The sequence below is a fragment of the Cedecea neteri genome, assembly GCF_000757825.1.
Classification (GTDB): domain Bacteria; phylum Pseudomonadota; class Gammaproteobacteria; order Enterobacterales; family Enterobacteriaceae; genus Cedecea; species Cedecea selenatireducens.
Map to the genome: position 1 here is coordinate 711,355 of NZ_CP009451.1, position 24,840 is coordinate 736,194.

At 59.3% G+C, this 24,840-nt stretch carries 10 protein-coding genes and 1 pseudogene; 9 read left to right on the forward strand and 2 right to left on the reverse strand.

Annotated elements, in window-relative coordinates:
* The first annotated feature begins 59 nt into the window (after positions 1–59).
* From eptA to rnt, 5 genes are all read left to right on the forward strand, one after another.
* On the forward strand, positions 60–1,688 hold the full coding sequence (eptA, locus tag JT31_RS03115) for a phosphoethanolamine transferase EptA (RefSeq protein ID WP_038473203.1): 1,629 nt from the start codon (positions 60–62) through the stop codon (positions 1,686–1,688).
* Positions 1,689–1,757: 69 nt separating this feature from the next.
* Positions 1,758–2,357 (forward strand): TetR/AcrR family transcriptional regulator, encoded by a 600-nt coding sequence (locus tag JT31_RS03120; protein ID WP_038482712.1) that lies wholly within the window; start codon positions 1,758–1,760, stop codon positions 2,355–2,357.
* Between the two features lie 53 nt (positions 2,358–2,410).
* A complete protein-coding gene (locus JT31_RS03125) occupies positions 2,411–3,508 on the forward strand; it encodes an alkene reductase (RefSeq protein WP_038473205.1) in 1,098 nt (365 codons plus the stop codon).
* 88 nt (positions 3,509–3,596) lie between these two features.
* On the forward strand, positions 3,597–4,004 hold the full coding sequence (gene gloA, locus JT31_RS03130; RefSeq protein ID WP_038473207.1) for a lactoylglutathione lyase: 408 nt from the start codon (positions 3,597–3,599) through the stop codon (positions 4,002–4,004).
* 110 nt (positions 4,005–4,114) lie between these two features.
* Positions 4,115–4,774, forward strand: a complete 660-nt coding sequence (gene rnt, locus JT31_RS03135; protein WP_038473210.1) for a ribonuclease T — start codon at positions 4,115–4,117, stop codon at positions 4,772–4,774.
* Positions 4,775–4,803: 29 nt separating this feature from the next.
* On the opposite strand, the pseudogene JT31_RS23470 reads toward rnt, so the two are convergent.
* Together JT31_RS23470 and JT31_RS22750 are read right to left on the reverse strand one after the other, a co-directional pair.
* Positions 4,804–5,465: pseudogene (locus tag JT31_RS23470) on the reverse strand (IS4 family transposase); the annotation flags it as partial.
* A 230-nt stretch (positions 5,466–5,695) separates the two neighbouring features.
* Positions 5,696–11,830: an invasin domain 3-containing protein gene (locus tag JT31_RS22750; protein ID WP_158399819.1), complete on the reverse strand. Its 6,135-nt coding sequence runs from the start codon at positions 11,828–11,830 to the stop codon at positions 5,696–5,698.
* A gap of 841 nt (positions 11,831–12,671) precedes the next feature.
* Here JT31_RS22750 and JT31_RS03160 point away from each other — a divergent pair.
* The 4 genes from JT31_RS03160 (at position 12,672) to JT31_RS03175 (ending at position 24,681) form a co-directional block, all read left to right on the forward strand.
* Complete coding sequence (locus JT31_RS03160) at positions 12,672–15,881, forward strand: Tc toxin subunit A (RefSeq protein ID WP_038473215.1); 3,210 nt, start codon at positions 12,672–12,674, stop codon at positions 15,879–15,881.
* A gap of 77 nt (positions 15,882–15,958) precedes the next feature.
* Positions 15,959–20,773: a neuraminidase-like domain-containing protein gene (locus JT31_RS22755; protein ID WP_052048959.1), complete on the forward strand. Its 4,815-nt coding sequence runs from the start codon at positions 15,959–15,961 to the stop codon at positions 20,771–20,773.
* 107 nt (positions 20,774–20,880) lie between these two features.
* The gene (locus tag JT31_RS03170) at positions 20,881–21,798 is read left to right on the forward strand and encodes a SpvB/TcaC N-terminal domain-containing protein (protein ID WP_071842926.1); all 918 of its coding nucleotides are present in this window, start codon (positions 20,881–20,883) and stop codon (positions 21,796–21,798) included.
* A 36-nt stretch (positions 21,799–21,834) separates the two neighbouring features.
* The gene (locus tag JT31_RS03175; protein ID WP_326979634.1) at positions 21,835–24,681 is read left to right on the forward strand and encodes an RHS repeat domain-containing protein; all 2,847 of its coding nucleotides are present in this window, start codon (positions 21,835–21,837) and stop codon (positions 24,679–24,681) included.
* Positions 24,682–24,840: the final 159 nt, after the last annotated feature.

Sequence of the window (24,840 nt, forward strand, 5' to 3'; positions counted from 1 at the left end):
GTTCAGCTAATCTTCTCTCTCCAGAATAGCGGATATTCTGTTTAGTATTCACGGCTTATATGAACTTCTTAAAAAAGTTACAGTGTAACGATGCGCAATTTAACCTGTGCTGCGCTTTCTTCTTTACGCTGATCAACTCTCTCTTTATTCACCGCAGCTGGCAGCTGATTGCCCCGGACTCTTTCCATAGCTGGCTGTTTGCCGCCTCAGTGCCGGTGGTGCTGTTCTGCGCGTGGCTGACCATTTTCAGCGTGGTTAATCTGCCCTGGCTGCGTAAGCCCGTGCTGGTGCTGCTGGTTATCGGCTGCGCGGCCAGCAACTATTTTATGTTTACCTACGGGGCCGTCATCGATAAAAACATGATGGTCAACGTGTTTGAAACTGACTCACAGGAAGCCGCCGCGCTGGTCACGCCTCAGCTGGTTAGCTGGCTGGCTCTGGCGGGGATCGTACCCGCCCTGCTGCTTGCGCTGGTGAAAGTCCAGCCCGCGCGCTGGTGGCATACCGTGCTGACTCGCCTGGTTAGCGTGCTGGCCGGGCTGCTGGTCATCATCCTCGTCGCCGCCGTGTTTTATAAGGACTATGCTTCGCTGTTCCGCAACAACAAAGGCGTGGTGAAAATGGTCACGCCGGCAAACTACATCAGCGCCCTCAGCCGCTACAGCAAAGAACGCTGGTTTGCCGGGGACCAGACGCTGATCAAAATTGGTACGGACGCGCAAAAAGGCCCATTAATTAAGCAGCAGCCAAAGAAAACGCTGGTGGTGCTGGTGGTTGGCGAAGCCTCAAGAGCCGAGAACTACTCGCTGGGGGGCTATGCCCGTGAAACGAACCCACAGCTGAAAAAACAGGATGTGATTTACTTCCAGAACGCGTCCTCCTGCGGGACGGAAACCGCGGTTTCTGTGCCCTGTATGTTCTCCAACATGCCGCGCAAATCCTACGATGCCGATCTTGCCCATCATCAGGAAGGGCTGCTTGACGTGCTGGCCCACGGCGGGGTTAACGTGCTGTGGCGGGATAACGACGGCGGCTGCAAAGGTGCCTGCGACCGAATACCGCATACGGACATGACGCAGTGGAAGCTGGACGTTTACTGTAAAGACGGCGCCTGTCTTGACGATGTTCTGCTCCATCGCCTGGATAACGTGATTGACGGCCTGCAGCAGGATACGGTCATCGTGCTGCACCTGATGGGTAGCCACGGCCCCGCTTACTATCAGCGCTACCCGGACGCTTTCCGCCGCTTCACGCCAACCTGCGACAGCAACCAGATTCAGGACTGCGATCGCCAGGCGCTGATTAACACCTATGACAACACTATCCTGCACACGGACGATGTGCTGAGCCGCACAATCGACAAGCTGAAGCAGCATCAGGCCAGGCTCAATACCGCGCTGGTCTATCTGGCCGATCACGGCGAGTCGCTGGGCGAAAGCGGCATCTACCTGCACGGCACGCCGTATATGCTGGCACCTGGTCAGCAAACGCATATTCCGCTGCTGTTCTGGCTGTCGCAGGATTACCAGCAAAACTTTGCCCTGGACAGAGACTGCCTGGCGCACAAAGCCGACAGTGACCCTGTATCACAGGATAATCTCTTCTCGACGGTGCTGGGCATGATGAACATCAATAGCCAGGTTTATCAGAAAGATATGGATATTCTGGCGGAGTGCCGGAAGCGTTAATCGTGTGGCGGCCATTAAAATTTGGCCGCCCCTCTTGCATTAGACCGACTGGTCTACTACATTGAGCGCATGAATCGACATCCTGAACACGACACTCGCGAACACCTTCTCGCCACCGGCGAGCGGTTGTGCCTTGCCCGGGGTTTTACCGGCATGGGCTTAAGCGAATTGTTACGCACCGCAGAAGTGCCCAAAGGCTCTTTCTACCACTACTTTCGCTCTAAAGAAGCGTTTGGCGTGGCCATGCTTGAGCGCTATTACCAGGCGTCCAATCTGCGCGTAGCGGATCACTTTTTACGCGGTGAAGGCAATTTTCGCCAACGCCTGCTGAAGTGGTACCAGGATATGCTGAGCTACTTCTGCCAGAGCGGGAATTTGAGCAACTGCCTGATAGTGAAGCTTTCGGCAGAGGTCTGTGACCTTTCGGAAGATATGCGCGGGGCGCTGAACAACGGTGGCTCACAGCTTGTCTCCCTGCTGGCAGATACGCTTGAGAAAGGACGCAGTGAAAAAAGCCTGCGCTTTGACGGCGAAGCGTTCGATCAGGCCATGGTGCTATACGCACTCTGGCTGGGCGCCAGCCTGCAGGCAAAGATTTCCCGCAGCGCGCTGCCCCTTGAAAGCGCGTTAGCACACGTACAAACCCTATTGGCAGAACCTGTCGCCTGACGGGTTTTTTATTTACTGAATTACTAGACGACCGGTCTACTTGAGGAAACACCATGTCAGCAGATAAACTGTTTACGCCGCTCAAAGTTGGCGCAATCACCGTTCCAAACCGTATCTTTATGGCTCCGCTGACGCGCCTGCGCAGCATCGAGCCGGGTGATATCCCAACGCCGCTGATGGGGGAATATTACCGTCAGCGTGCCAGCGCCGGGCTTATCATCAGCGAAGCAACTCAGATTTCTGCCCAGGCCAAAGGCTATGCGGGCGCGCCAGGCCTGCACAGCGAAGAGCAAATCGCCGCGTGGAAAAAAATCACCGCGGGCGTTCATGCAGAAAAAGGCCATATCGCCGTTCAGCTGTGGCACACCGGCCGTATCTCCCACTTCACGCTTCAGCCAGGCCAGCAGGCTCCGGTCGCGCCTTCCGCGCTGAGCGCCGGGACTCGTACCTCGCTGCGTGACGAAAACGGTCACGCCGTTCGTGAAGATACCTCTATGCCGCGCGCGCTGGAACTCAGCGAGATTCCGGGCATCGTAAACGATTTCCGTCAGGCTATCGGTAACGCTCGCGACGCAGGGTTTGACCTGGTTGAGCTGCACTCCGCGCACGGCTACCTGCTGCACCAGTTCCTGTCTCCGTCTTCTAACCACCGCACCGACGAATACGGCGGCAGCCGCGAGAACCGCGCTCGCCTGGTGCTGGAAGTGGTTGATGCCGGGATCAAAGAATGGGGTGCCGATCGCATCGGGATCCGCGTTTCGCCGATTGGCTCGTTCCAGAACGTAGACAACGGCCCGAACGAAGAGTCTGACGCGCTGTACCTGATTGAAGAGCTGGGTAAACGCGGCATTGCCTATCTGCACATGTCCGAGCCGGACTGGGCCGGTGGCGAACCGTACACCGAAGCATTCCGTGAAAAAGTTCGCGAGCGTTTCAGCGGCGTTATCGTTGGCGCAGGGGCATATACCCCGGAGAAAGCGGAAGATCTGATCGGCAAAGGCCTGATTGACGCGGTAGCTTTTGGCCGTTCGTTCATCGCGAACCCTGACCTGGTCGCTCGTCTGCACAAAAATGCCGAGCTGAACCCGCAGCGCCCTGAATCCTTCTACGGCGGCGGCGCGGAAGGTTATACCGACTACCCAAGCCTGTAACTCCGCAGTACCTTTCATTGATAGCGGCGCGTAAACGCCGCTATACTCAACGACTCCAGAAATAACTGTCTTATTCGACGAGGATTTTATGCGTCTACTTCATACCATGCTGCGCGTTGGCGACCTGCAACGCTCCATCGAGTTCTACACCAAAGTACTGGGCATGAAACTGCTGCGTACCAGCGAAAACACGGAGTACAAATACTCTCTGGCGTTTGTTGGCTATGGCGATGAAAGCGACACGGCGGTTATCGAGCTGACCTACAACTGGGGCGTGGACAGCTATGAGCTGGGTACCGCTTACGGCCACATCGCGCTGAGCGTGGATAACGCCGCAGACGCCTGTGAGCGTATTCGCCACAACGGCGGCAACGTGACTCGCGAAGCCGGCCCGGTAAAAGGCGGCACTACCGTTATCGCTTTCGTTGAAGATCCGGACGGTTACAAAATCGAACTGATCGAAGAAAAACACGCGGGCAAAGGCCTGGGTAACTGATTTTCAGACGATTAGCGTCAAACAAGGGGCGTGTTGTACGCCCCTTACTGCAACACTCCCCGAAATTTGCCATAATGCGCGCTGCATTTTCCCCGTATTAAGAGAAGCTGATGTCAGACAACACGCAATTGAATGGCCTGTGCGACCGTTTTCGTGGTTTTTATCCGGTAGTTATCGATGTTGAAACCGCAGGTTTTAACGCAAAAACCGATGCGTTACTGGAAATCGCCGCCGTTACCCTGAAGATGGATGAAGACGGCTGGTTATCCCTCGACGAAACGCTGCACTTCCATGTCGATCCGTTTGAGGGCGCGAACCTTCAGCCAGAAGCTCTGGCATTCAACGGTATTGACCCGCATAACCCACTGCGTGGTGCCGTCAGCGAATATGATGCGCTGCACGCCATTTTCAAAACCGTGCGTAAAGGCATTAAAGACAGCGGCTGTAGCCGGGCGATTATGGTGGCGCACAACGCCACGTTCGATCACAGCTTTATGATGGCAGCGGCAGAGCGAGCTTCTTTGAAGCGCAATCCGTTCCATCCGTTTGTGACGTTTGATACTGCGGCCCTGAGCGGCCTGGTGCTGGGGCAAACGGTGCTGGCCAAAGCCTGCATCGCCGCTGGCCAGAAGTTTGACAGCTCGCAGGCCCACTCCGCCCTGTATGACACCGAACAGACCGCCCTGCTGTTTTGCGAAATAGTGAACCGCTGGAAGCGCCTCGGCGGCTGGCCGCTGCCCCCGGCGGATGAGCCAGAATCTGAAGCATAAAAAAGCGCCCCTCGGGTTAATGCCGGTCCCTTAAGATGACCGGCATTGTTTTTTAGGGGATATTTTGACCTTTTCTCCCTCACTTCTCTCGCATACTCCCGCTCCTGTCTTGAGGGCAGTTTCAGCATCGCTGCATTGCTGTAAAAGTGTTTCAGATGACCCGGGATCGCTCCCGGAGATGACCACGGCAGTCTGATTAATAAACGTAATAACTTAGCGATACCCCAACTCGGTTTCCCAGCGATGCTTATAAAGCTCCGCCACGCTGGCGGCCGGATAACGCATCGCATCGGTCATTGACGTCAGCACCTGCCGCTCCACGCCATTGACCCTGCGACGGATTAGCCGCCCGGTCAGTTCTTCCGGCAGACCTTCCCACTGTTTTCTGGCCTGTGGCGCGGTTTTCAGTCGTATCAGCTCGTCCTGTTTACCGAGTTTACGGCCGACTTCTTACTGCGTGTTTTTTCAGCGGCGTTAACCAGTGGCGATTTTCGCCCGCACTATGCCAGGGCTGCAACAGCCACAAAGAGTAAAACCCCTTATCGAACAGCGTAATACTGTTATCCGGAGCGCTTTCTGCCAGTTGCGCCGCCAGGCGCATTTCGTTTATGTCATAGCGGCCTGACACACTCGCGCGCAGCAGGTGACTGCTGAGTTCCATCAGACGGACCATGCGAACCTGCGGATATCCTCCCCTGACTTTATCTCTCGCCTGAGGAAGTGGTGGTAATTCAGCGCTGAAACGCGACTTCGTCGATATCACCCTCGTGAACGTTGATACCCTGGCCGGTTAGCCGTACGTCCGCCAGTCCTTCTATCTCCATCATTCATTTTCCTCATCCCCCCGCAGGAACGCGGGGGGGGGGATCAAAAACATAATTAAAAATAAAAAACTAAACGTTAAAGTCTGAAAACTAAACGCTAAAGATCCCGACGACACGCCACAGAGTACCTTCCGGTGTCGAAGCTTAAGTAGATGTCGCCATTTTTCAGGCCGACGTCGTAGTGCTTGTCGGTGCCTGCTTCCATCCGCCGCTCCGACGACTGGACGTAAGAGCCGTGGAAAAGACTGCCCCACTCGTTCCACAGCGCGCCCGTGCCGCGCCTTTGGGTTGCGTTGTAATTTCTGTGCAGGCTCATCTGTGCGACGGTTGGCAAACGGTAACCCTGCGATGCGCAGTAGTTGCCCGCGTCGAGCCAGTCCATTGACACTGAATCGTTCTTTATGAACCAGCCCTCAAGGGTGAAACTGTACTTAATGATTTTTCCATAACCGTTGGATGGGGTCCCCGTGATGGTCACTTTGTCTCCCGTCCCCGGGCCGGTGAACTTCACCACCCCGTCCGTCACTGTTACCCAGCTGGCATCAGACGTCCAGGTAAAGTACGAAGCTGAACCATCCGTTACATTCAGAGTAAAGGTTGCGCCTGTGAATCCCGTGGTCGGGAATCCGGCGTCTTTTGCAAACGTGTAGTTATTTACGGTGACATCCTTCAGAACGACCGCCGTGATTTCAAACGGAGCAGACTCCACCGTACCGTCAGACACCGTCATTGTGGCCTTCAGGCCCGGAGCGGCGGTGGTGGCGGTGAACACGCCGCTGTAGGTACCGTCCTGATTGTCGGTCCAGCTCCCCTTCAGCATCGCCCCGGGCATCGCGGTGGTCTGCACCACGGCGGCCTGCCCGGCCACCGGGTTATGCTGTGCATCCTGCAGCGTCGCCACCACCTGTATGTCGTCGCCGGTCACGTAGCTGGCCTTGTCCAGCCCGAGGGTCGAGTTCGCCTTCACCGGCGCCGAGGCCGTGATGTCGTAGGCGGCAGAGGTCACCTCCCCGTCAGACACCGTCAGCGTGGCCTTCAGGCCAGTGCCGGCGGTGGTGGCGGTAAACACGCCGCTGTAAGTGCCGTCCTGATTGTCGGTCCAGTTACCTTTGATGACTGCCCCGGCTACCGCGGTGGTCTGCACCACCGCATCCTGCCCGGCCACCGGATTATGCTGCGCGTCCTGCAGCGTCACCGTCACCTGCATGTCCGACCCGGCCACGTAGCTGTTCTTGTCCAGCACAAGGGTGGAGTTCGCCTTCACCGGCGCAGCGGCCGTGATGTCAAACGGAGCAGACTCTACTTTGCCGTCAGACACCGTCATCGTGGCCTTCAGACCCGGGCCGGCGATCTGCGCCGTCCAGGTCGATGTGTAAGTGCCGTCCTGATTGTCGGTCCAGTTACCTTTGATGACTGCCCCGGCTACCGTGGTGGTCTGCACCACGGCATCCTGCCCGGCCACCGGATTATGCTGCGCGTCCTTCAGTTGGACCCTCACCTGCATGTCGTCGCCGGCCACGTAGCTGGTCTTGTTCAGCCCGAGGGTGGAGTTCGCCTTCACCGGCGCCGAGGCCGTGATGGCGTAGGCGGTGGAGGTCACCTCTCCATCTGCCAGCGTCAGCGTGGCCTTCAGGCCTGTGCCGGCGGTGGTGGCGGTGAACACGGCGCTGTAGTTGCCGTCCTGATTGTCAGTCCAGCTACCCTTGATGACTGCCCCGGCGACCGCGGTGGTCTGCACCACGGCGGCCTGCCCGGCCACCGGATTATGCTGCGCGTCCTTCAACTGGACCTTCACCTGCATGTCGTCGCCGGCCACGTAGCTGGTCTTGTCCAGCCCGAGGGTGGAGTTCGCCACCACCGGTGCCGAGGCCGTGATGTCAAACGGAGCAGACTCAACATCCCCGTCAGACACCGTCATCGTGGCCTTCAGGCCCGTGCCGGCGGTGGTGGCGGTGAACACGCCGCTGTAAGTGCCGTCCTGATTGTCAGTCCAGATCCCCTTCAGCGTCGCCCCGGCGACCGCGGTGGTCTGCACCACGGCATCCTGCCCGGCCACCGGGTTATGCTGCGCGTCCTGCAGCGTCACCTTCACCTGCATGTCGTCGCCAGCCACATAGCTGGCCTTGTCCAGCCCGAGGGTGGAGTTCGCCTTCACCGGCGCCGCGGCCGTGATGTCAAACGGAGCAGACTCCACATCCCCGTCAGACACCATCATTGTGGCCTTCAGGCCTGTGCCGGCGGTGGTGGCGGTAAAAGTAGCGCTGTAAGTGCCGTCCTGATTGTCGGTCCAGTTACCTTTGATGACTGCCCCACCCACTGCGGTGGTCTGCACCACGGCATCCTGCCCGGCCACCGGGTTATGCTGCGCGTCCTTCAGCGTCACCTTCACCTGCATGTCGTCGCTGGCCACGTAGCGGGTCTTGTCCAGGGTGATACCCGAGTTTACCTTCACCGGCGCCGAGGCCGTGATGTCGTAGGCGGCAGAGGTCACCTCCCCGTCAGAGACCGTCAGCGTGGCCTTCAGGCCTGTGCCGGCGGTGGCGGCGGTGAACACGGCGCTGTAGTTGCCGTCCTGATTGTCGGTCCAGCTCCCCTTGAGCGTCGCCCCGCCCACCGCGGTGGTCTGCACCACGGCGGCCTGCCCGGCCACCGGGTTATTTTGCGCGTCCTTCAGCGTCACCTTCACCTGCATGTCCGACCCGGCCACATAGCTGGCCTTGTCCAGCCCGAGGGTGGAGTTTGCCTTCACCGGCGCCGCGGCCGTGATGTCGTAGGCGGCAGAGGTCACCTCCCCGTCAGAGACCGTCAGCGTGGCCTTCAGGCCCGGGCCGGCGGTGGTGGCGGTGAACACGCCGCTGTAAGTGCCGTCCTGATTGTCGGTCCAGTTACCTTTGATGACTGCCCCGGCGACCGCGGTGGTTTTCACCACGGCATCCTGCCCGGCCACCGGGTTATGCTGCGCGTCCTGCAGCGTCACCTTCACCTGCATGTCGTCGCCGGCCACATAGCTGGCCTTGTCCAGCCCGAGGGTGGAGTTTGCCTTCACCGGCGCCGCGGCCGTGATGTCGTAGGCGGCAGAGGTCACCTCCCCGTCAGAGACCGTCAGCGTGGCCTTCAGGCCCGGGCCGGCGGTGGTGGCGGTAAAAGTAGCACCCCAGGTGCCGTCCTGATTGTCGGTCCAGTCGCCCCTGATGACCGCCCCGCCCACCGCGGTGGTATTCACCACGGCGGCCTGCCCGGTCACCACCGGGTTATTATGCGCGTCCTGCAGCGTCACCTTCACCTGCATGTCGTCGCCGGCCACATAGCGGGTCTTGTCCAGGGTGATATCCGAGTTTGCCTTCACCGGCGCGGCGGCCGTGATGGCGTAGGCTCCAGAGGTCACCTCCCCGTCAGACACCGTCAGCGTGGCCTTCAGGCCCGTGCCGGCAGTGGTGGCGGTGAACACGCCGCTGTAAGTGCCGTCCTGATTGTCGGTCCAGCTACCTTTGATGACTGCCCCGGCTACCACGGTGGTCTGCACCACGGCATCCTGCCCGATCACCGGGTTATGCTGCGCGTCCTGCAGCGTCGCAACCACCTGCATATCGTCGCCGGCCACATAGCGGGCCTTGTCCAGCCCGAGGGTGGAGTTCGCCTTCACCGGCGCGGCGGCCGTGATGTCAAACGGAGCAGACTCCACCGTACCGTCAGACACCGTCAGCGTGGCCTTCAGGCCCGTACCGGCGATCTGCGCCGTCCAGGTCGACGTGTAAGTGCCGTCCTGATTGTCAGTCCAGTTACCTTTGATGACTGCCCCGGCTACCGTGGTGGTCTGCACCACGGCATCCTGCCCGGCCACCGGGTTATGCTGCGCGTCCTGCAGCGTCACCTTCACCTGCATGTCGTCGCCGGCCACATAGCCGGTCTTGTCCAGCGCGAGGGTGGAGTTCGCCTTCACCGGCGCGGCAGCCGTGATGTCAAACGGAGCAGACTCCACATCCCCGTCCGACACCGTCAGCGTGGCCTTCAGGCCCGGGCCGGCGATCTGCGCTGTCCAGGTCGATGTGTAAGTGCCGTCCTGATTGTCGGTCCAGTTACCTTTGATGACTGCCCCGGCTACCACGGTGGTCTGCACCACGGCATCCTGCCCGGCCACCGGATTATGCTGCGCGTCCTGCAGCGTCGCCGTCACCTGCATGTCGTCGCCGGCCACGTAGCCGGCCTTGTCCAGCGCGAGGATCGAATTCGCCACCACCGGCGCGGCGGCCGTGATGGCGTAGGCGGTGGAGGTCACCTCTCCATCTGCCAGCGTCAGCGTGGCCTTCAGGCCTGTGCCGGCGGTGGTGGCGGTGAACACGGCGCTGTAGTTGCCGTCCTGATTGTCAGTCCAGCTACCCTTGATGACTGCCCCGGCGACCGCGGTGGTCTGCACCACGGCGGCCTGCCCGGCCACCGGATTATGCTGCGCGTCCTTCAACTGGACCTTCACCTGCATGTCGTCGCCGGCCACGTAGCTGGTCTTGTCCAGCACGAGGGTCGAGTTCGCCTTCACCGGCGCGGCGGAACTGATTTTCACCACCGCCGGTGTCAGTCCCACCCCCCTTACCTCGGGAGTCAGTGTCACAACGGCTTCCCTCGTGCCGGAGGTGACAATCACTTCATACACGCCGGCCTCTTTTCTGACGACCTCCGATACCACGCTAATCTTTCCTGCCTTACCCGTCCTGCCTTTGTCCGGGACGACATCGCGCGTGACCCCGATGGTGATGTCCCTGGCGTCCACATCCACGATCCCCTGCTGCACGTCATTTATCTGCAACGTCAGCGCCTGCCGGTCTTTTCCGTTGGCCGATAACGTGCTGAAAGCGGGCTCAAAGGGGCTGTTGGCATCGATACCCGGAGGCTGAACCGTTATCGTCGTCTCACTCCTGTTCGAGCGGTTACCCTTCGTGTCTACCGCCACGCCGCTGATAACGTAGGTATTCGTGCCCTGTGCCTGCCATGCCGGCAGGACCACGCTGTATGCCCCGACGCCGTCCTGTTCGACCCGTCCCCCGGCGGCCAGAAGGGATGAAGCCGACCAGTTAACCTGTGCCAGCCCGTATTTCCCCGTCACTGACACCGCCAGTGACTTTCGTTCCCCCGGATAGCCGTCAACCCGCGCCGCGGTGTGCAGGCTAATCACCTGCTTCTTACGGTATTCCAGAATGATATTGTTATTACGCTCCACGAGATCGTAGCGGCTGCCCGCCAGGCTCCGCAGGGATTTTACCGTCGACGGGTCGATCTGCTGCCGCCATGGCACCCCCAGCTGGTAGTTGAATTCAATACCAAACCGGGTGTCATTTTTCCCCGATCCCCCGTTCCGCTGTTCGGCACTGAATGTCAGCAACGGAATGGGGGTATAGCTCAGCCCCGCGGTGATCGCATGAGGATTGCGCTGCCGTGTATCCTTCCCGAACAGCGCCACTTCCCTGCCGTAGTACTGCTCATACGCCAGCTTACCGCCCAGCTGCGGCAGCGACGGTAGCCAGGCCTGCGCGCGGACGTCCCAGCCACTGGCGGGCCGCTCTTCGTAATCGGTCAGATCCGGGGAATCCTTCCAGTTTGTCAGGCGCAAATAGCCGTTGACCCCCAGCTTCAGAAAATCACGCCAGTACTCTGCGCCGCCCCCCAGACGGGCATGATCGCGCGACAGGTCGTAGTCCAGAAACGTGTTTCCGCCGAGCATCCATCCGGCATTAAACCACCGCGCCCCCAGCCCCAGGTTAGACTGAGTACGACCGTCCGTCCGGTGCACGCTGCCCTGGGTGAATACCAGTCGATTCCCCTGCTCAGATAAGGGCACAAGTAAATCAAACTGAGAATTTTTCAGGGAGAATTTATTATCCATATCCAGCTGGATCCGGGCCGTACCGAACTGACTCATCCATCGCTGGATCTGGCTGTTGACCTCCCCTGTAGCCACCCCTCTGGCCATCGATGCAGCGGCGTTACCGTCTGGCCTTCCCGCCAGAAAGCTGCCCATCTGAGAAGAGAAGCCGGCCACCTTGTTCTCCCTCCCTGCGCTGTCATCCTGTTGCGGGACCGGCGTGCTCCGGCCCTCATCCCACAGCACCGGGGGTAAAGGGGAAACGGGTACATCCAGCTCATCCCCCGGCTGCAGGTGGTCAAACCCCCGGGCAAAGGTCCGGAACTGGTTAAGCCTGCGGAGGTCGTTCGGGCTCATGTTGTATTTTTTTGCCAGCATGGCGACGGACTCCCCTTCCCGGAGGGTGTACACCTGTGTTTGCAGGGAGCTTAGCGCGGCAGGTTCAGTCAGAAGGCGGGAATTATTAGCGGCAGCTATCGAGGGTGTGAACGTAATTAACAAAGGCAACATACTCTGGATAAATATATTCACCCAGGTGATTACCACCATAATCTTTTTTTTACACATCACGTTACGTTCAATTCCAAATTTCATCCGATAAACCGTCCCTGACTGAATGATAAGCAGGCATACTAAAGCGAACTCGATATTTCGTAATATCCGAACCATCATAATGAAAAGTGCGCTGACACCCCCATCGGGCCCGGAACATCCGGGCACGCATTTATTGATGATTAATATATATTTCACATCATACAGGATTTGACCACTGCATTAATGCGCCTGCATGCGCCTGCAAATAGCCAATTGATCGTCAGAAGCTATCGTCAACAAAAAAACCATCGTTAAGAACGATCGAAAAACAGATAACCAATTGATACATAAGACAGTTGTATTTTATGGCGCCATCATCAGGCTGAATTCATTAAGCGGGAAAGCAAAGGCAATAATTAAACATTCACAGCAAGATAACCACATACCCTCAGTGCCAGGAGACATAAATTTCCAGAAAAAATATTATCCCCGTCTGTAAACATTATTTTGTCACGACAAAAAAGAATAAAACTCATCCACCCATGAATATTTATCAGCCTCCACCTTTCCCGACAATCGTATGGTTATCACCCTGAATGCTGTTACCGATATTTTCATTTCTGCCGATTATGTCCCCCGGCGCCGCGGGGAATACCAGTGCCATATATAACCGAAAGGACTGTCTATGAGTCAGAATATTACAGAGAAAGAAGCCTTCAGCCCGGACCATAACGGAGACGACAGGCCGGCCAGCAGAGTGACACCCCTGGTGGATATCACAACTTCGTCCATTGCGACAGACGAAGCAAGCTACGAGGCCGGGACGGACATGCGGGTGACGGTGAGGCTGAAAGATGCACAGGGAGATGCGCTAGCCGGCCAGCTTAGCGAAGTGACAAAAAAAGTCGTGGTGGAAAACGCGGAGCTAAAAGGTAGCTGGACCGATAATAAAGACGGCACTTATACCGGTATATTCGCCGCAAAAACGGCAGGTACCGGGCTAAAGGCCATGCTGAAGTTTGCGGGCAGCCTGTCCGAAGTGAACAAAAAACTCTCAACCTCCCGCTTCCCCAATGCTTTCCCTTTTGATTTCGGTCATGTGCAGATTCAGGCCTCTCAGGATGAAATCAATACCTCCCTGCAGGCGCTCGTGGAGACGCTGACGCCAGATATGCCCGCCGCATGGCTGTCACCCGCGTCGCCGGCAAACGGTATCTTTACCGACCTGAAGCGCCTGCAGGTGATGGCCTCGGGTCTGGGGCCGGAACAGCAGCATATTCTTCTGGAGGATTTTTCAGAATCCTGGGCCGATTTTTATCGAAAAAATTATGACATCACCGACGGTGACGCTTCGACTTATCAACGCTTCCTGGATATGTCGTACTTTACCGCCATGCATAATGTGACCGTCCCTCGTGTTGAGGCCCTGCTGTGCACCACCGCCAGCAGCGCCGGAGCTCCGGAGCAGCATACCGTCATTCAGTCCGCCAACTGGATCAACCCGGACGCCTCCGCAAAAGCGCTGCCTTTTCTCTACGGTGCCCGCTTTATCAATAAAACTGATGATAATACGCCCCCACTCAGCATCAGACGGAATGCAGACGGTGCACTCACTGTCAGCAACCTGCCAACCGGGTGGCGGCTCACGTCCATTAACACCATGGTTCGTCTGCAAAAGTGGCTGAATTTACCCTATGAGGATGTCGATGCGCTACTGATGCTGACCCGTAGCAACAGCTCTGACAAACCGCTATCTGACGACACCCTGCGCACGCTAGGCCTGTTCAGGCACTACCAGCGCCGCTACGGCACCACGGTTAAGCAGTTTGCCGCCTGGCTGCATCAGGTCACCCCGTACGCCATTACGCCGGCCACCCCGTTCTTTGACCAGATATTTAACGCCGACAGCACGTTTGATGCCCCCTTCCAGGCGGACAATACCGTGTTCAGCTACCGTGCCACCGACGGCGCGGATGGCCTGCGCGGGAAACAAATCATGGCGGCGCTGGGGCTTAACCAGCGTCAGTTCCTGCTGATGGCCGGTAAGGTTGCTGCACATCAGAGCAACGGCGATGCGGCGAAGGGCACCCTGACGTGTCATCTGGGCACCGTCACCGCCTTCTACCGCATCACCTCACTGGCGAAAACGCTGGATCTCGGCGTCGACGAATTCTGCGCGCTGGCCGATATGCTGGATGCGGAAAGCGGCGCCGTCTGGAAACAGCTGGCCGGCAGCCCGAAAATCTCTCAACTGGCCGACGGGGACGCCCCGGCGGACGATATCCTCTGCCTGCTGCAGGCGCTGTCCTGGCTGACGGGCTGGCAGAAGCAGGCGAAACTGCCGGTGGCCACGACGGCGCTGCTGTGCGCGCCGCTGCCTCCGACCCCCGGTACCGAAGCCCAGCTGAGCTTCATTCAGCAAATCTGGCAGCGACTGCCGGCCACCTTCGTGAACGCGGGGATGCTGGCCCGCAGCGGGGCCCCGCTGAAGGAAGATATTGATGATGAACATCACGCCGGTATTGACTGGTTTGCGCTGCTCGGCGCAGCCGGGCTGATTGATATCGCCGGGCTGGTGACCGATGCCTTTACGCCGGACGCCGTCACTGACGTTGTGAATCAGCAACACCTGGCCGGGGACGGCAAAGCGGCCGCCATCACCGCCCTGTCGGCGGCCCTGAAGCAGGCGCAGGGCACCCAGCACGGTATTGCCATGACCGGGCTGGCGCAGGCCCTGAACGTGTCGCAGTCCCTGCCGGCGCTGCTGCTGCACTGGGCAGGCGTCACGCCTTATCAGTGGCTTCAGGAAACCTGGGGAATGTCGCCCGACGCCCCCGTGGGCGAATATCTACCGCCTGAAGGGCACATCGGCGCCACCACGACCGAGAAAGACTATAACCTGCTGGCCGCCGACTGGCGTGATGCGGCGTGGAACCCTGTCACCGGAAACCTGACCCTCACCCTGCGGTTGTCGTTCAGTTTGAGCGATAATGGGGGCAGTCTGTCTATTTCCGACAACTGGCTTAAACTGCCGGCGGGTCTGTCTGTCGACGGGGCCCCGACCCTGGCCTCCGGTAACTGGCCTGATGGCTTAAAGGGTAATACGGATTATAAAGGTGCGGGCGCAGTATGGCTGCCCACCGGGAATGACGCTGCGTATAAATACTTCGAAGTCAACACCACCTACGTGCTGGAAGTCCCCCTGAAGGGCACCTTCAGCGATGCCAGCGCGCTGGCGGAGTTAACATCGATGGACCTGAGATTCGGCATGCACCGCTACTATGGTTCTTCCGATACCCTTAGCACTCCCCTGACGCTTAAAACCACCGTCACCACTGCCGACACCCTCCCGCTCGTCTGGCTGGCCACGCTGCGCGACATTGCCCGCCGCGGTATGGCGTGCAGCCAGCTTCAGCTCAGCCCGGCCGGCCTGCAGGCCATGCTGGATAACCCTCAGTGGTTCAGCATGAACCTGCCAGAAACCGCGAAGAATATCACCCTGCAGACCCTGTACCGCCTGAGTCGCTACGTTGCCCTGCTGACCCAGCCCGGTGATGCAGGCTACGCCGAGGATGACCTGCTGGCCTATCTGCGCGACATGCACGCCACCCCGCCGCTGGCCGACGACGTCGCCGCTGCCACGCTGGCCACGCTGCTGGGCTGGGAAGCCAGTGAAACGTCCGCAGCCTTTGCGGACGGCGCGCTGGGTCATGCGGCGGCTACGCTGGACGACCTTGACGTGGTGATGAACCTGCGGCAGAGCACACAGGCATCAGGGATGACGGTTGAGGCCCTGGCCCAGGGCTTTGCCCTGAGCCGCGACGATAGCTATGCAGCCTGGTCCCGCACGGGGCAGGCCATGGTAGCCGGGGTCGGGCATCTCGCCAACCGGTAACGGCGTGCTCCCGCCACGGCGTTGACGTTTTGTGGCAGGTGCGCCTGCCACTCATACTCTCATTAAGGTGAACAGATATGACGACCACTCTTGATAATTTTCTGGCACAGGCGCAGCGCGATGCGCTCGTCACGGGATATAAAACCTTCGTGGCCCCGACGCTGAAGGGCGGGACCACCGCGCTCAGCGACGAGGACATGTATGAATACCTGCTGCTGGATGTGAACATGTCGGCGGACAGCATGACCAGCCGCCTGGCCTCGGCCATTGACAGCCTGCAGACCTATAATTCGCGCATCATTAACAACACGGAGCCGGGGCACACGCCGCCGGTGCCGTCCGTGGTGGACGACTGGCGCGACTTTTACTGCCGTTACGACGTCTGGTCGGCCGGCACCGCCGTGGTGAACTACCCGAACAACTATCTCCTGCCGGTGACCCGTCAGGACAGCAGCCGGTATTTTGATAACCTGAAAAACACCCTCAACCAGAACCGGCTGGACAGCGACCGCGTGATGGACGCCGCCCTCACCTATCTCAACGAGTTTGAGGGTGTCAGCAACCTGGAGGTCATTAACGGCTATATCACCCAGACCGGCATGGCGGGTGGTGAAAACCTTATCAATGACGCACAGTTCTACTTTATTGGCCGCACCACCACCAAGCCTTACCAGTATTACTGGCGCATGATGGACCTGAGTAAAAACCAGGGCAATCCCGGCGGAAAAGCGGTGACCCCGAACTGCTGGAACGACTGGGCGGCGATTGACCTGCCGCTCTCCGGCGACGGCATCCTGGAGCACACCATCCGCCCGGCCTTCTACAACAACCGCCTGTATATCTGCTGGGCAACCCGTGATGCCACCCCGCGCGTGGGTGATGGTACGGAGTTTCTGGCTAGCGGCAACGGCAACCTTAAGATGGATGGCTCGGAGTACTATGCCTACGGCCTGTCCTACGCCTATCTGCGCTTTGACGGGAAGTGGACGGCTCCGAATACCGCCGATATGGTGACTAACGGCGCACTAACCGATGACAACAAAAACAAAATTGAGATAGAAGACAATGACAATATTGCCCTGAGCGGCCAGTTGCTGGTTCAGGGGAAAGATGAGGGCAAAAACCAAGAGTGCGTGGCCTCACTTTTTGCACGGGACAGCTCCGTGATAGATAGCCCCTCGCGCAATGCTGGCGTAAGAGAAGACAGCGAATACGGCCGCCTGTTTATGGCGCTGATGGTATATTCCGGCAAAGATAGTGACGGTAAAATAAAACCGGCCACTTATGCCTACCGCTACAGCGATTCGGCCTTCAATCGCCGCCCCCTAAAATCCCTGGTCCGCGACCTGCTGTTCAACAAATTCAAGCCACAAGCATGGGAAAGCGGTAGATACGACAATCCGTTGCAGTACGCCATGAACACACTCATCTATCGGATTAAGTCGGTGAGCTATCAATCGACACTGGACCACAAGGACAAGAACGACGCGGGGGATTTGTGGCTGAACGCGCTGAAACCGCTGGATGACCGCAACCTGACCGTCGCCGGTGACGGGCGTACGCTGAAAATCAGCGCATCCACTCAGAATAAGATCACGCGCGTTGCTGGTCTTGGTTCATGCAATATCACCGCTGAAAAGTATGATATTCAAAATACAGAGACCGGCAAGTCACAGCTAACCTTCAGATATGATTCCGACGCGGATAAGTGGTACTTCCATAATACAAAACTTGTCACCAAGACCTCCTTATTTGATGGGGTTTACGAATTTCTTTTACAGCCTGCTGTTCCCGGGGGTGATCTGTTTCCGTTAACTTCACCTGGTACAATTGAAGTTAACTTTTCCGAGGGGATGAAATGGCCATCTGGAGAAACCTTTGACTCAGAACTGAATTTGAGCGGTATTGAGTTCATTCCTGACATCATAAAAGCAGTGCCAAATGTTGATGACGTATATCTCTATATGTACAGCAATAATTTTTACTATCCAATCTTAACTATACATGGCCTGGGTAAAGCCGCGGCCGACGCGCAACGCACTGAACCTGACTGGCGGGGACAGATGGCGATTGAACTTTGCAAGCCTGATAAAACGGCTATACAGAGCTGGCAGGATTCACCTCAGAATATCGTTGAGGCGAACCACACCTTCAGCGCCTCCCGGGCCATTGTTTCCGATGACTTTAGCGTCGGGGCAAAAGAGCTTCAGTACCTGGTAGTCAATTACTATCTCTGGAATAAGCAGGGTGACATACCTAGTGGATGGGTCGGAAGATACTCTTTAGTCACTCTGGAAACCATTGAACACGCCGGGGACTTCACGCCACCGTCGCTGGTCAAACGCTATGACTCGAAAAAAGGCATGGTGCAGAAACTGGCGTTTAACGCCGGCGTGCTGCCGGCGGACACCCGCCTGAACACCACCTTCGTGCGCGAGCTGATTGCGCAGGCGAACAACGGGCTGGGCAGCCTGCTGAACTACACCCTGCAGGCACAGAAGCTGGAAGCGGACCTGGACCACGACGGAGAGAGCGTTCATATCGACTTCGACGGCGCCAACGGTCTCTACTTCTGGGAGTTGTTCTTCCACCTGCCGTTCATGGTGGCCTGGCGCTTCAACAGCGAACAGCAGCTGGACGAGGCCCAGGCCTGGCTGCACTATATCTTTGACCCGTCGGTAAAGGGCAAAGATAATGGCGCGCCGGATTACTGGAACTGCTACCCGCTAACGCGCCGTCAGGTCAATGGCCTGGCCCTGTCCCGTCTGAGCGCGGACCCGATTAACCCGGATACCCAGGCCTATGCGGACCCTGAGCTCTACCAGAAAGCCGTATTCACGGCGTACGTCAACAACCTGGTGGCGCAGGGCGATGCCTGGTACCGCCAGCTGACCCGGGACGCTCTGGCCCAGGCCCGCATCATGTACAACCAGGCCGCCACCCTGCTGGGTCCGCGTCCGGACACCGCCATCAGCCGCAGCTGGACTCCCCGGACGCTGAGCGAGCTGGTCTCATCCCCATCGTCACTGCGTGCCTTTGAGCGCCGGATGTCATTGCGCAACACCGCCGCGCTACCGGCGCTGCGTGCCGCCAACCATGGCTCCCTGCGCGATGCGGATAACGCGGCCTTCACCGCGCCGCTGAACGACGTCCTGCTGGGATACTGGGACGCGCTGGACGCCCGTCTGTACAACCTGCGCCACAACCTGACCGTGGACGGCAAGCCGATGAGCCTGCCGCTGTACGCCCCGCCGGCCGACCCGACAACCCTGCTGACCCAGCGCGCCCCGGGCGGCACCCTGAGCGGCGGCGGGAACGGGGCACAACTGGTGGTGCCACCGTATCGCTTCAGCGCCGTACTGCCGCGCGCATTTAACGCCGTGTCCACCCTCAGCCGCTTCGGCGAGTCCCTGCTCAGCCTGCTGGAGCGCGGCGAGCGCGCCGGTCAGGAAGAGCTGGCGCAACAGCAGATGCTGGACATGTCCAGCTACGTGCTGACCCTGCAGCAGCAGTCCATTGACGGTCTTAAGGCCGACCGCACCGCGCTGCTGGCCAGCCAGGCTACGGCGACGCAGCGCCGGGACTACTACGGCGAGCGCTATGACGAAAATATCTCGGCGGGCGAACAGCGTGCCATGGACCTGAACATTGAGTCCCGCGACGCCAGCCTGGCCGCCCAGGCGTTCCATACGCTGGGCGGTGCCCTGCAGCTGGCACCGACCGTCTTTGGTATGGCATGCGGGAACCTCGACCCGGGCGCCCCGGCCAACGCCATCGGCACGCTCCTGTCCCTGAAGGCTACGGCCACCGGTCACGACGCCATGCGCCTGGAGCAGACGGAGAACTACCGTCGCCGCCGCCAGGAGTGGGGTCATATACGCGACCAGGCCGGGGGCGAGATTCAGGCGCTGAACAGGCAACTGGAGGCACTTGATGTGCGCCTCCGCTCGGCGCAGACCGCCCTGGAACAGGAGAAAACCCGCCAGGCCCAGACGCAGGCCATGCTGACCTGGCTCAAAAGCCGCTTCACCCAGGCCACTCTCTATCAGTGGCTCAGCGGTCAGCTGTCTGCCCTGTACTATCAGGCCTACGACGCCGTAGTGTCCCTGTGCCTGTCCGCGCAGGCCTGCTGGCAGTATGAGCTCGGGGACTTCACCACCACCTTCATCCAGACCGGCGCCTGGAACGACCACTACCGCGGCCTGCTGGTCGGGGAAACGCTGCAGCTCAACCTGCAGCAGATGGAGTCAGCCTGGCTGACGCGCAACGAACGCCGGCTGGATATTGTGCGCACCGTCTCGCTGAAAAACCGGGTGGATGAAAAGGACTGGAATAAGTTTAAGGCGTCCGGCTCCCTGGACTTCAGCCTGACGGAGAAACTGTTTGACGACGACTATGCCGGCCACTACCTGCGCACCCTGAAAACGGTCACAGTCACCCTGCCGACCCTGCTGGGGCCTTATCAGGACGTGAAGGCAACGCTGACCCAGACCGGCAGCACCACCGTGCTTCGTGCAAATGCCGGCGCCGTGGCGGCGCTGATTAACGGCAAGGTCAGCGACGCACCTGCCGGCACGCTGGTGCAGAACCTGCGCGCCAGCCAGCAGGTGGCGCTGTCGGGCGGGATGAACGACGCCGGCGTCTTTGAGCTGCAGTTCAGCGACGAGCGCTATCTGCCGTTTGAGGGTACCGGCGCGGTATCCCGATGGACGCTGAGTTTCCCGCGGGCGACAGAGGAAACGCTGAACGGAGGCAAAAAGCTTGCAGCTGATGATGGGCAGACTGCCCTGCTGGCGGCGCTGGACGATGTTATCGTCCGGGTACACTACACCGCCTGCGACGGTGGAACCTCGTTTGCCAGCGAAGTAAAGCCTCTGCTTGTAAAAGCATAGGTCATCCCGCTCTCCGGTACGCCGGGGAGCGGCTCACAAAGCGTGATTCCTTTCCCATATAACTAACTGACCGGGCCACCTGTGGGTGGCCCGCTAAGGAACCCTTTATGCCACATTCAGACACCCTGGCCCTGAATGCCCCCTCCCTGCCCAAAGGCGGCGGTGCCCTGACCGGCCTCAGCGGCCAGGCCGGTGCGGCCGGTCCTGACGGGGCGTACACCCTTTCCCGCAACACCTTGCTGGATACAACACTTGCGGCCACCTACGACGTCAGTACCTGGCGCCCCCGCGTGGAGCAGGACTTCAGCCGCTGCGAATACTGGCAGCCTGCCCCGGAGGCTGAAGGGGCTAACGCGACCGACTTCTGGGTGGTGTACCCCCCTGACGGTCAGGTGCAGCTGCTGGGCTATGAAGCGGCCGCCGGGCTGACAGACGCCCCGGCGTTACGCTGGCACGCCCCTGTCCTTCAGGCTATGCAGGAATGGCATATCGCGCAGCCAGAGGACCAGGCGATGTTCATCGCTCAGATCGGACATGAGAGCGGCGGGTTCAGGACTCTGCGGGAAAGTTTTAAATACAGCTCCCGGGGGCTTGATATTTTTGTCCAGGCCGGACGACTGACGGCGGAGGAGGCCCTGCGACTGGGGCGGCATCCGGACGAAAAGGTTCTCCCTGAGGTAAGACAGCGGGCGATTGCCGGTCGGGTCTACGGTGGCAGGATGGGTAATGAAGGCCCCGATGACGGCTGGAACTACCGCGGCCGCGGACTTATTCAGATAACCGGACGCAGCAACTACCGGGACTGTGGATTTGCGCTGGGTGAGGACCTGGTTCGCTTTCCGGAACGCCTGGAGAGTGACACCGGGGCAGCCCGCTCTGCCGCATGGTTTTTCGCCTCTCGCGGTTGCCTGAAGCATACGGGCAACCTACTTAAGGTGACCCGTATTATTAACGGCGGCAGCCACGGCCTGGCCGGGCGCCAGAGTCGCTATACGCTGGCGCTCGCCGCCTTTAAGGCAATCTGAACAGATCCTTTAACTAACAACTGGCATGTAAAATATATGATAATCAATTCACTAAAAGATTTTTATAATACCCCGACGGTCACGGTCCTCGACAACCGCGGCCTGAGCGTGCGCGACATCGCGTACCACCGCCATCCGGATACCCCGGACGTCACCCGGGAGCGCATCGCCCGCCACCGGTACGACGCCCGCGGCTTCCTGGCCCTGAGCGCCAACCCGCGTCTGCACGCCGCCGGCCGGGCGAACTTCAGCTATCTCACCGGCCTGACCGGCAGCGTCCTGCGCACGCAGGGTGCCGACAACGGCACCACCGTGGCGCTCAGCGACGCCGCCGGCCGGCCGTTTATTGCCGTCAGCAACATCTGTCCCGCCGGAGACGGGACCCCGGACCTCCGCCAGGCCCTCACCCGCACCTGGCAGTATGAGGCCGCCGCGCTGCCGGGCCGCCCGGTCAGCATCACCGAGCAGGTCCCCGGCGACGCCGCCCGCATCACGGAGCGCTTCGTGTATGCCGGCCACTCGCCGGCGGACAAAGCCCTGAACCTCGCCGGCGCCTGCGTCAGCCACTACGACCCCGCCGGCCTGGCGCAGACCGACAGCATGGCGCTGACCGGCGTCCCGCTGGCCGTCACCCGCCGCCTGCTGAAGGATGCGGATAACCCCGATGTGGCAGCCGACTGGCAGGGGACTGACGTCTCCGCCTGGAATGCCCGGCTCGATACTGAAACATACACCACCCGCACCACCGCCGACGCCACCGGGGCCGTGCTGACCACCACGGATGCACAGGGTAATATGCAGCGGGTGGCGTACGACGTGGCTGGGATGCTTTCGGGCAGCTGGCTGACCCTGCAGGGCGGCAGGGAGCAGGTCATCGTGAGGTCGCGGACGTACTCGGCCGCCGGGCAGACGCTGCGCGAGGTGCACGGCAACGGCGTGGTGACCACGTACACGTATGAGGCCGGGACGCAGCGCCTGACCGGGATTAAAACGGCGCGTCCGGCCGGGCATGCCGCCGGCGCAAGGGTCCTGCTGGACCTGCGCTACGACTATGACCCGGTGGGGAACGTGCTCCGCGTGCGCAACGACGTGGAAGAGACCCGCTTCTGGCGTAACCAGAAAGTGGTGCCGGAAAACACCTACGTCTACGACAGCCTGTACCAGCTGGTCAGCGCCACCGGGCGCGAGATGGCGAACGCCGGACAACAGGGCAGCCATCTCCCCTCAGCGACCATTCCCCTGCCCACCGACGGCTCTGCATACACGAACTACACCCGCACCTACCGCTACGACGAAGCCGGTAACCTGACGCAGATATGCCACCGCGCCCCGGCCACGAACAACACTTACACCACAAATATCACCATAAGCGACCGCAGCAACCGGGGCGTGCTGAGCACCCTGACGGCCAGCCCGGCAGAGGTGGAGGCCCTGTTCACGGCGGGCGGGCAGCAGACGCGGCTGCAGCCGGGGCAGCACCTGGCCTGGACGCCGCGCAACGAGCTGCGGCAGGTGACGCCGGTGGGGCGTGAGGGCGGGACGGATGACCGGGAGAGCTATCGCTATGACAGCCAGAGCCAGCGGGTGCTGAAGGTCAGCGTGCAGCAAACCGGCCGCAGCTGGCAGACGCAGCGGGTGACGTATCTGCCGGGGCTGGAGCTGCGCCGCACAAGGGCGGGCGACACGGAGACGGAGCGCCTGCAGGTGATTACCGTGGGCGAGGCGGGCCGGGCGCAGGTGCGGGTGCTGCACTGGGAGAGCGGCAGGCCGGCGGGCATCGACCACGACCAGCTGCGTTACAGCCACGATAACCTGACGGGGAGCGGTGGGCTGGAGCTGGACGCCGACGGCCAGGTCATCAGCCGGGAGGAGTACTACCCGTACGGCGGCACGGCCATCCTGACGGCGCGCAGCCAGACCGAAGCGGACTACAAAACCATCCGCTACTCGGGCAAGGAGCGTGACGCGACGGGGCTGTACTATTACGGCTACCGGTACTATCAGCCGTGGGCAGGCCGCTGGCTCAGCGCGGACCCGGCGGGGACGGTGGACGGGATGAACCTGTTCCGCATGTGCCGGAATAACCCCGGTTCAGGTATTGATAGTAACGGAAAAATGTTCAAAAGAATGACCAGCATCAGGCCGCAGAGATCTACCGCGTCGTTAGCTACTCTTCCTGACTATCCTCTGCCTGAAAGTGAAAGAGTAAACGCCGATGATGTCTCCCTTAGTCCGTCAGAAATCAGACAGCATAAAAAAGCGATTTCTGAGGGGCAATATCCACAAAATCTTATCAGACATAATTTTTTGCACGGAAAAGAGCATTTACCCGAGCCAGTTAACATTCCGCAGGAATTTAATAAAGCAGGTATGAATAGAGAAACCATGACAGGTAATTTTCTGCAGGCAGTAGATAAACTAACATCCTATGCCGGAGGTAAGGTGATATATCGTGGTGCTTTGGTCCCTGATGAGCATTTCGGGGATCTGAAAGCCGGGGCTATGCTGCAATCCCATCAGTTTTCTTTTTTCAGCGAAAGCGATCTGGTATCGAGGTCATTTATTGACTCTTCCGAGGAAAGAAGGCTCCATCCAGTTCTTTTTAAAGTTAAAGACGTCCCGGCCGATGTTTTCAAAGAAGGCCTCTTATCACCGTTGGCTTATGATGATCTCAAAAATCGCCTGCTAAAAATAGGTGTCGATGCTAAAAAACTTAAAGGCATTGGTTCCACAGTCAAAGAGGTAATTTCATTGCCAGGCACATTATTTGAGGTGGTTCAGGTGAAAAAAATAAAGAGTGATATACATAAATATGAGCTAACACAAGTAAAATTAAAATTCTCTGGAAAAAGTCATGGGGTACATAATCGAGCAATGTTTTAGTTGCTAATTATGAGCGGGATGCCGGTAGCGGTGATGGTGGCCCCTCCACTACTCAGGATTTTCACGCCAGCGGCCCTAATCAGAAGCGGTCCGGTGACATTACGGATGACGGCACAACTGACCAGCGATGCGTTGCAGCTGGTCAGTTGTGTTGGCGTA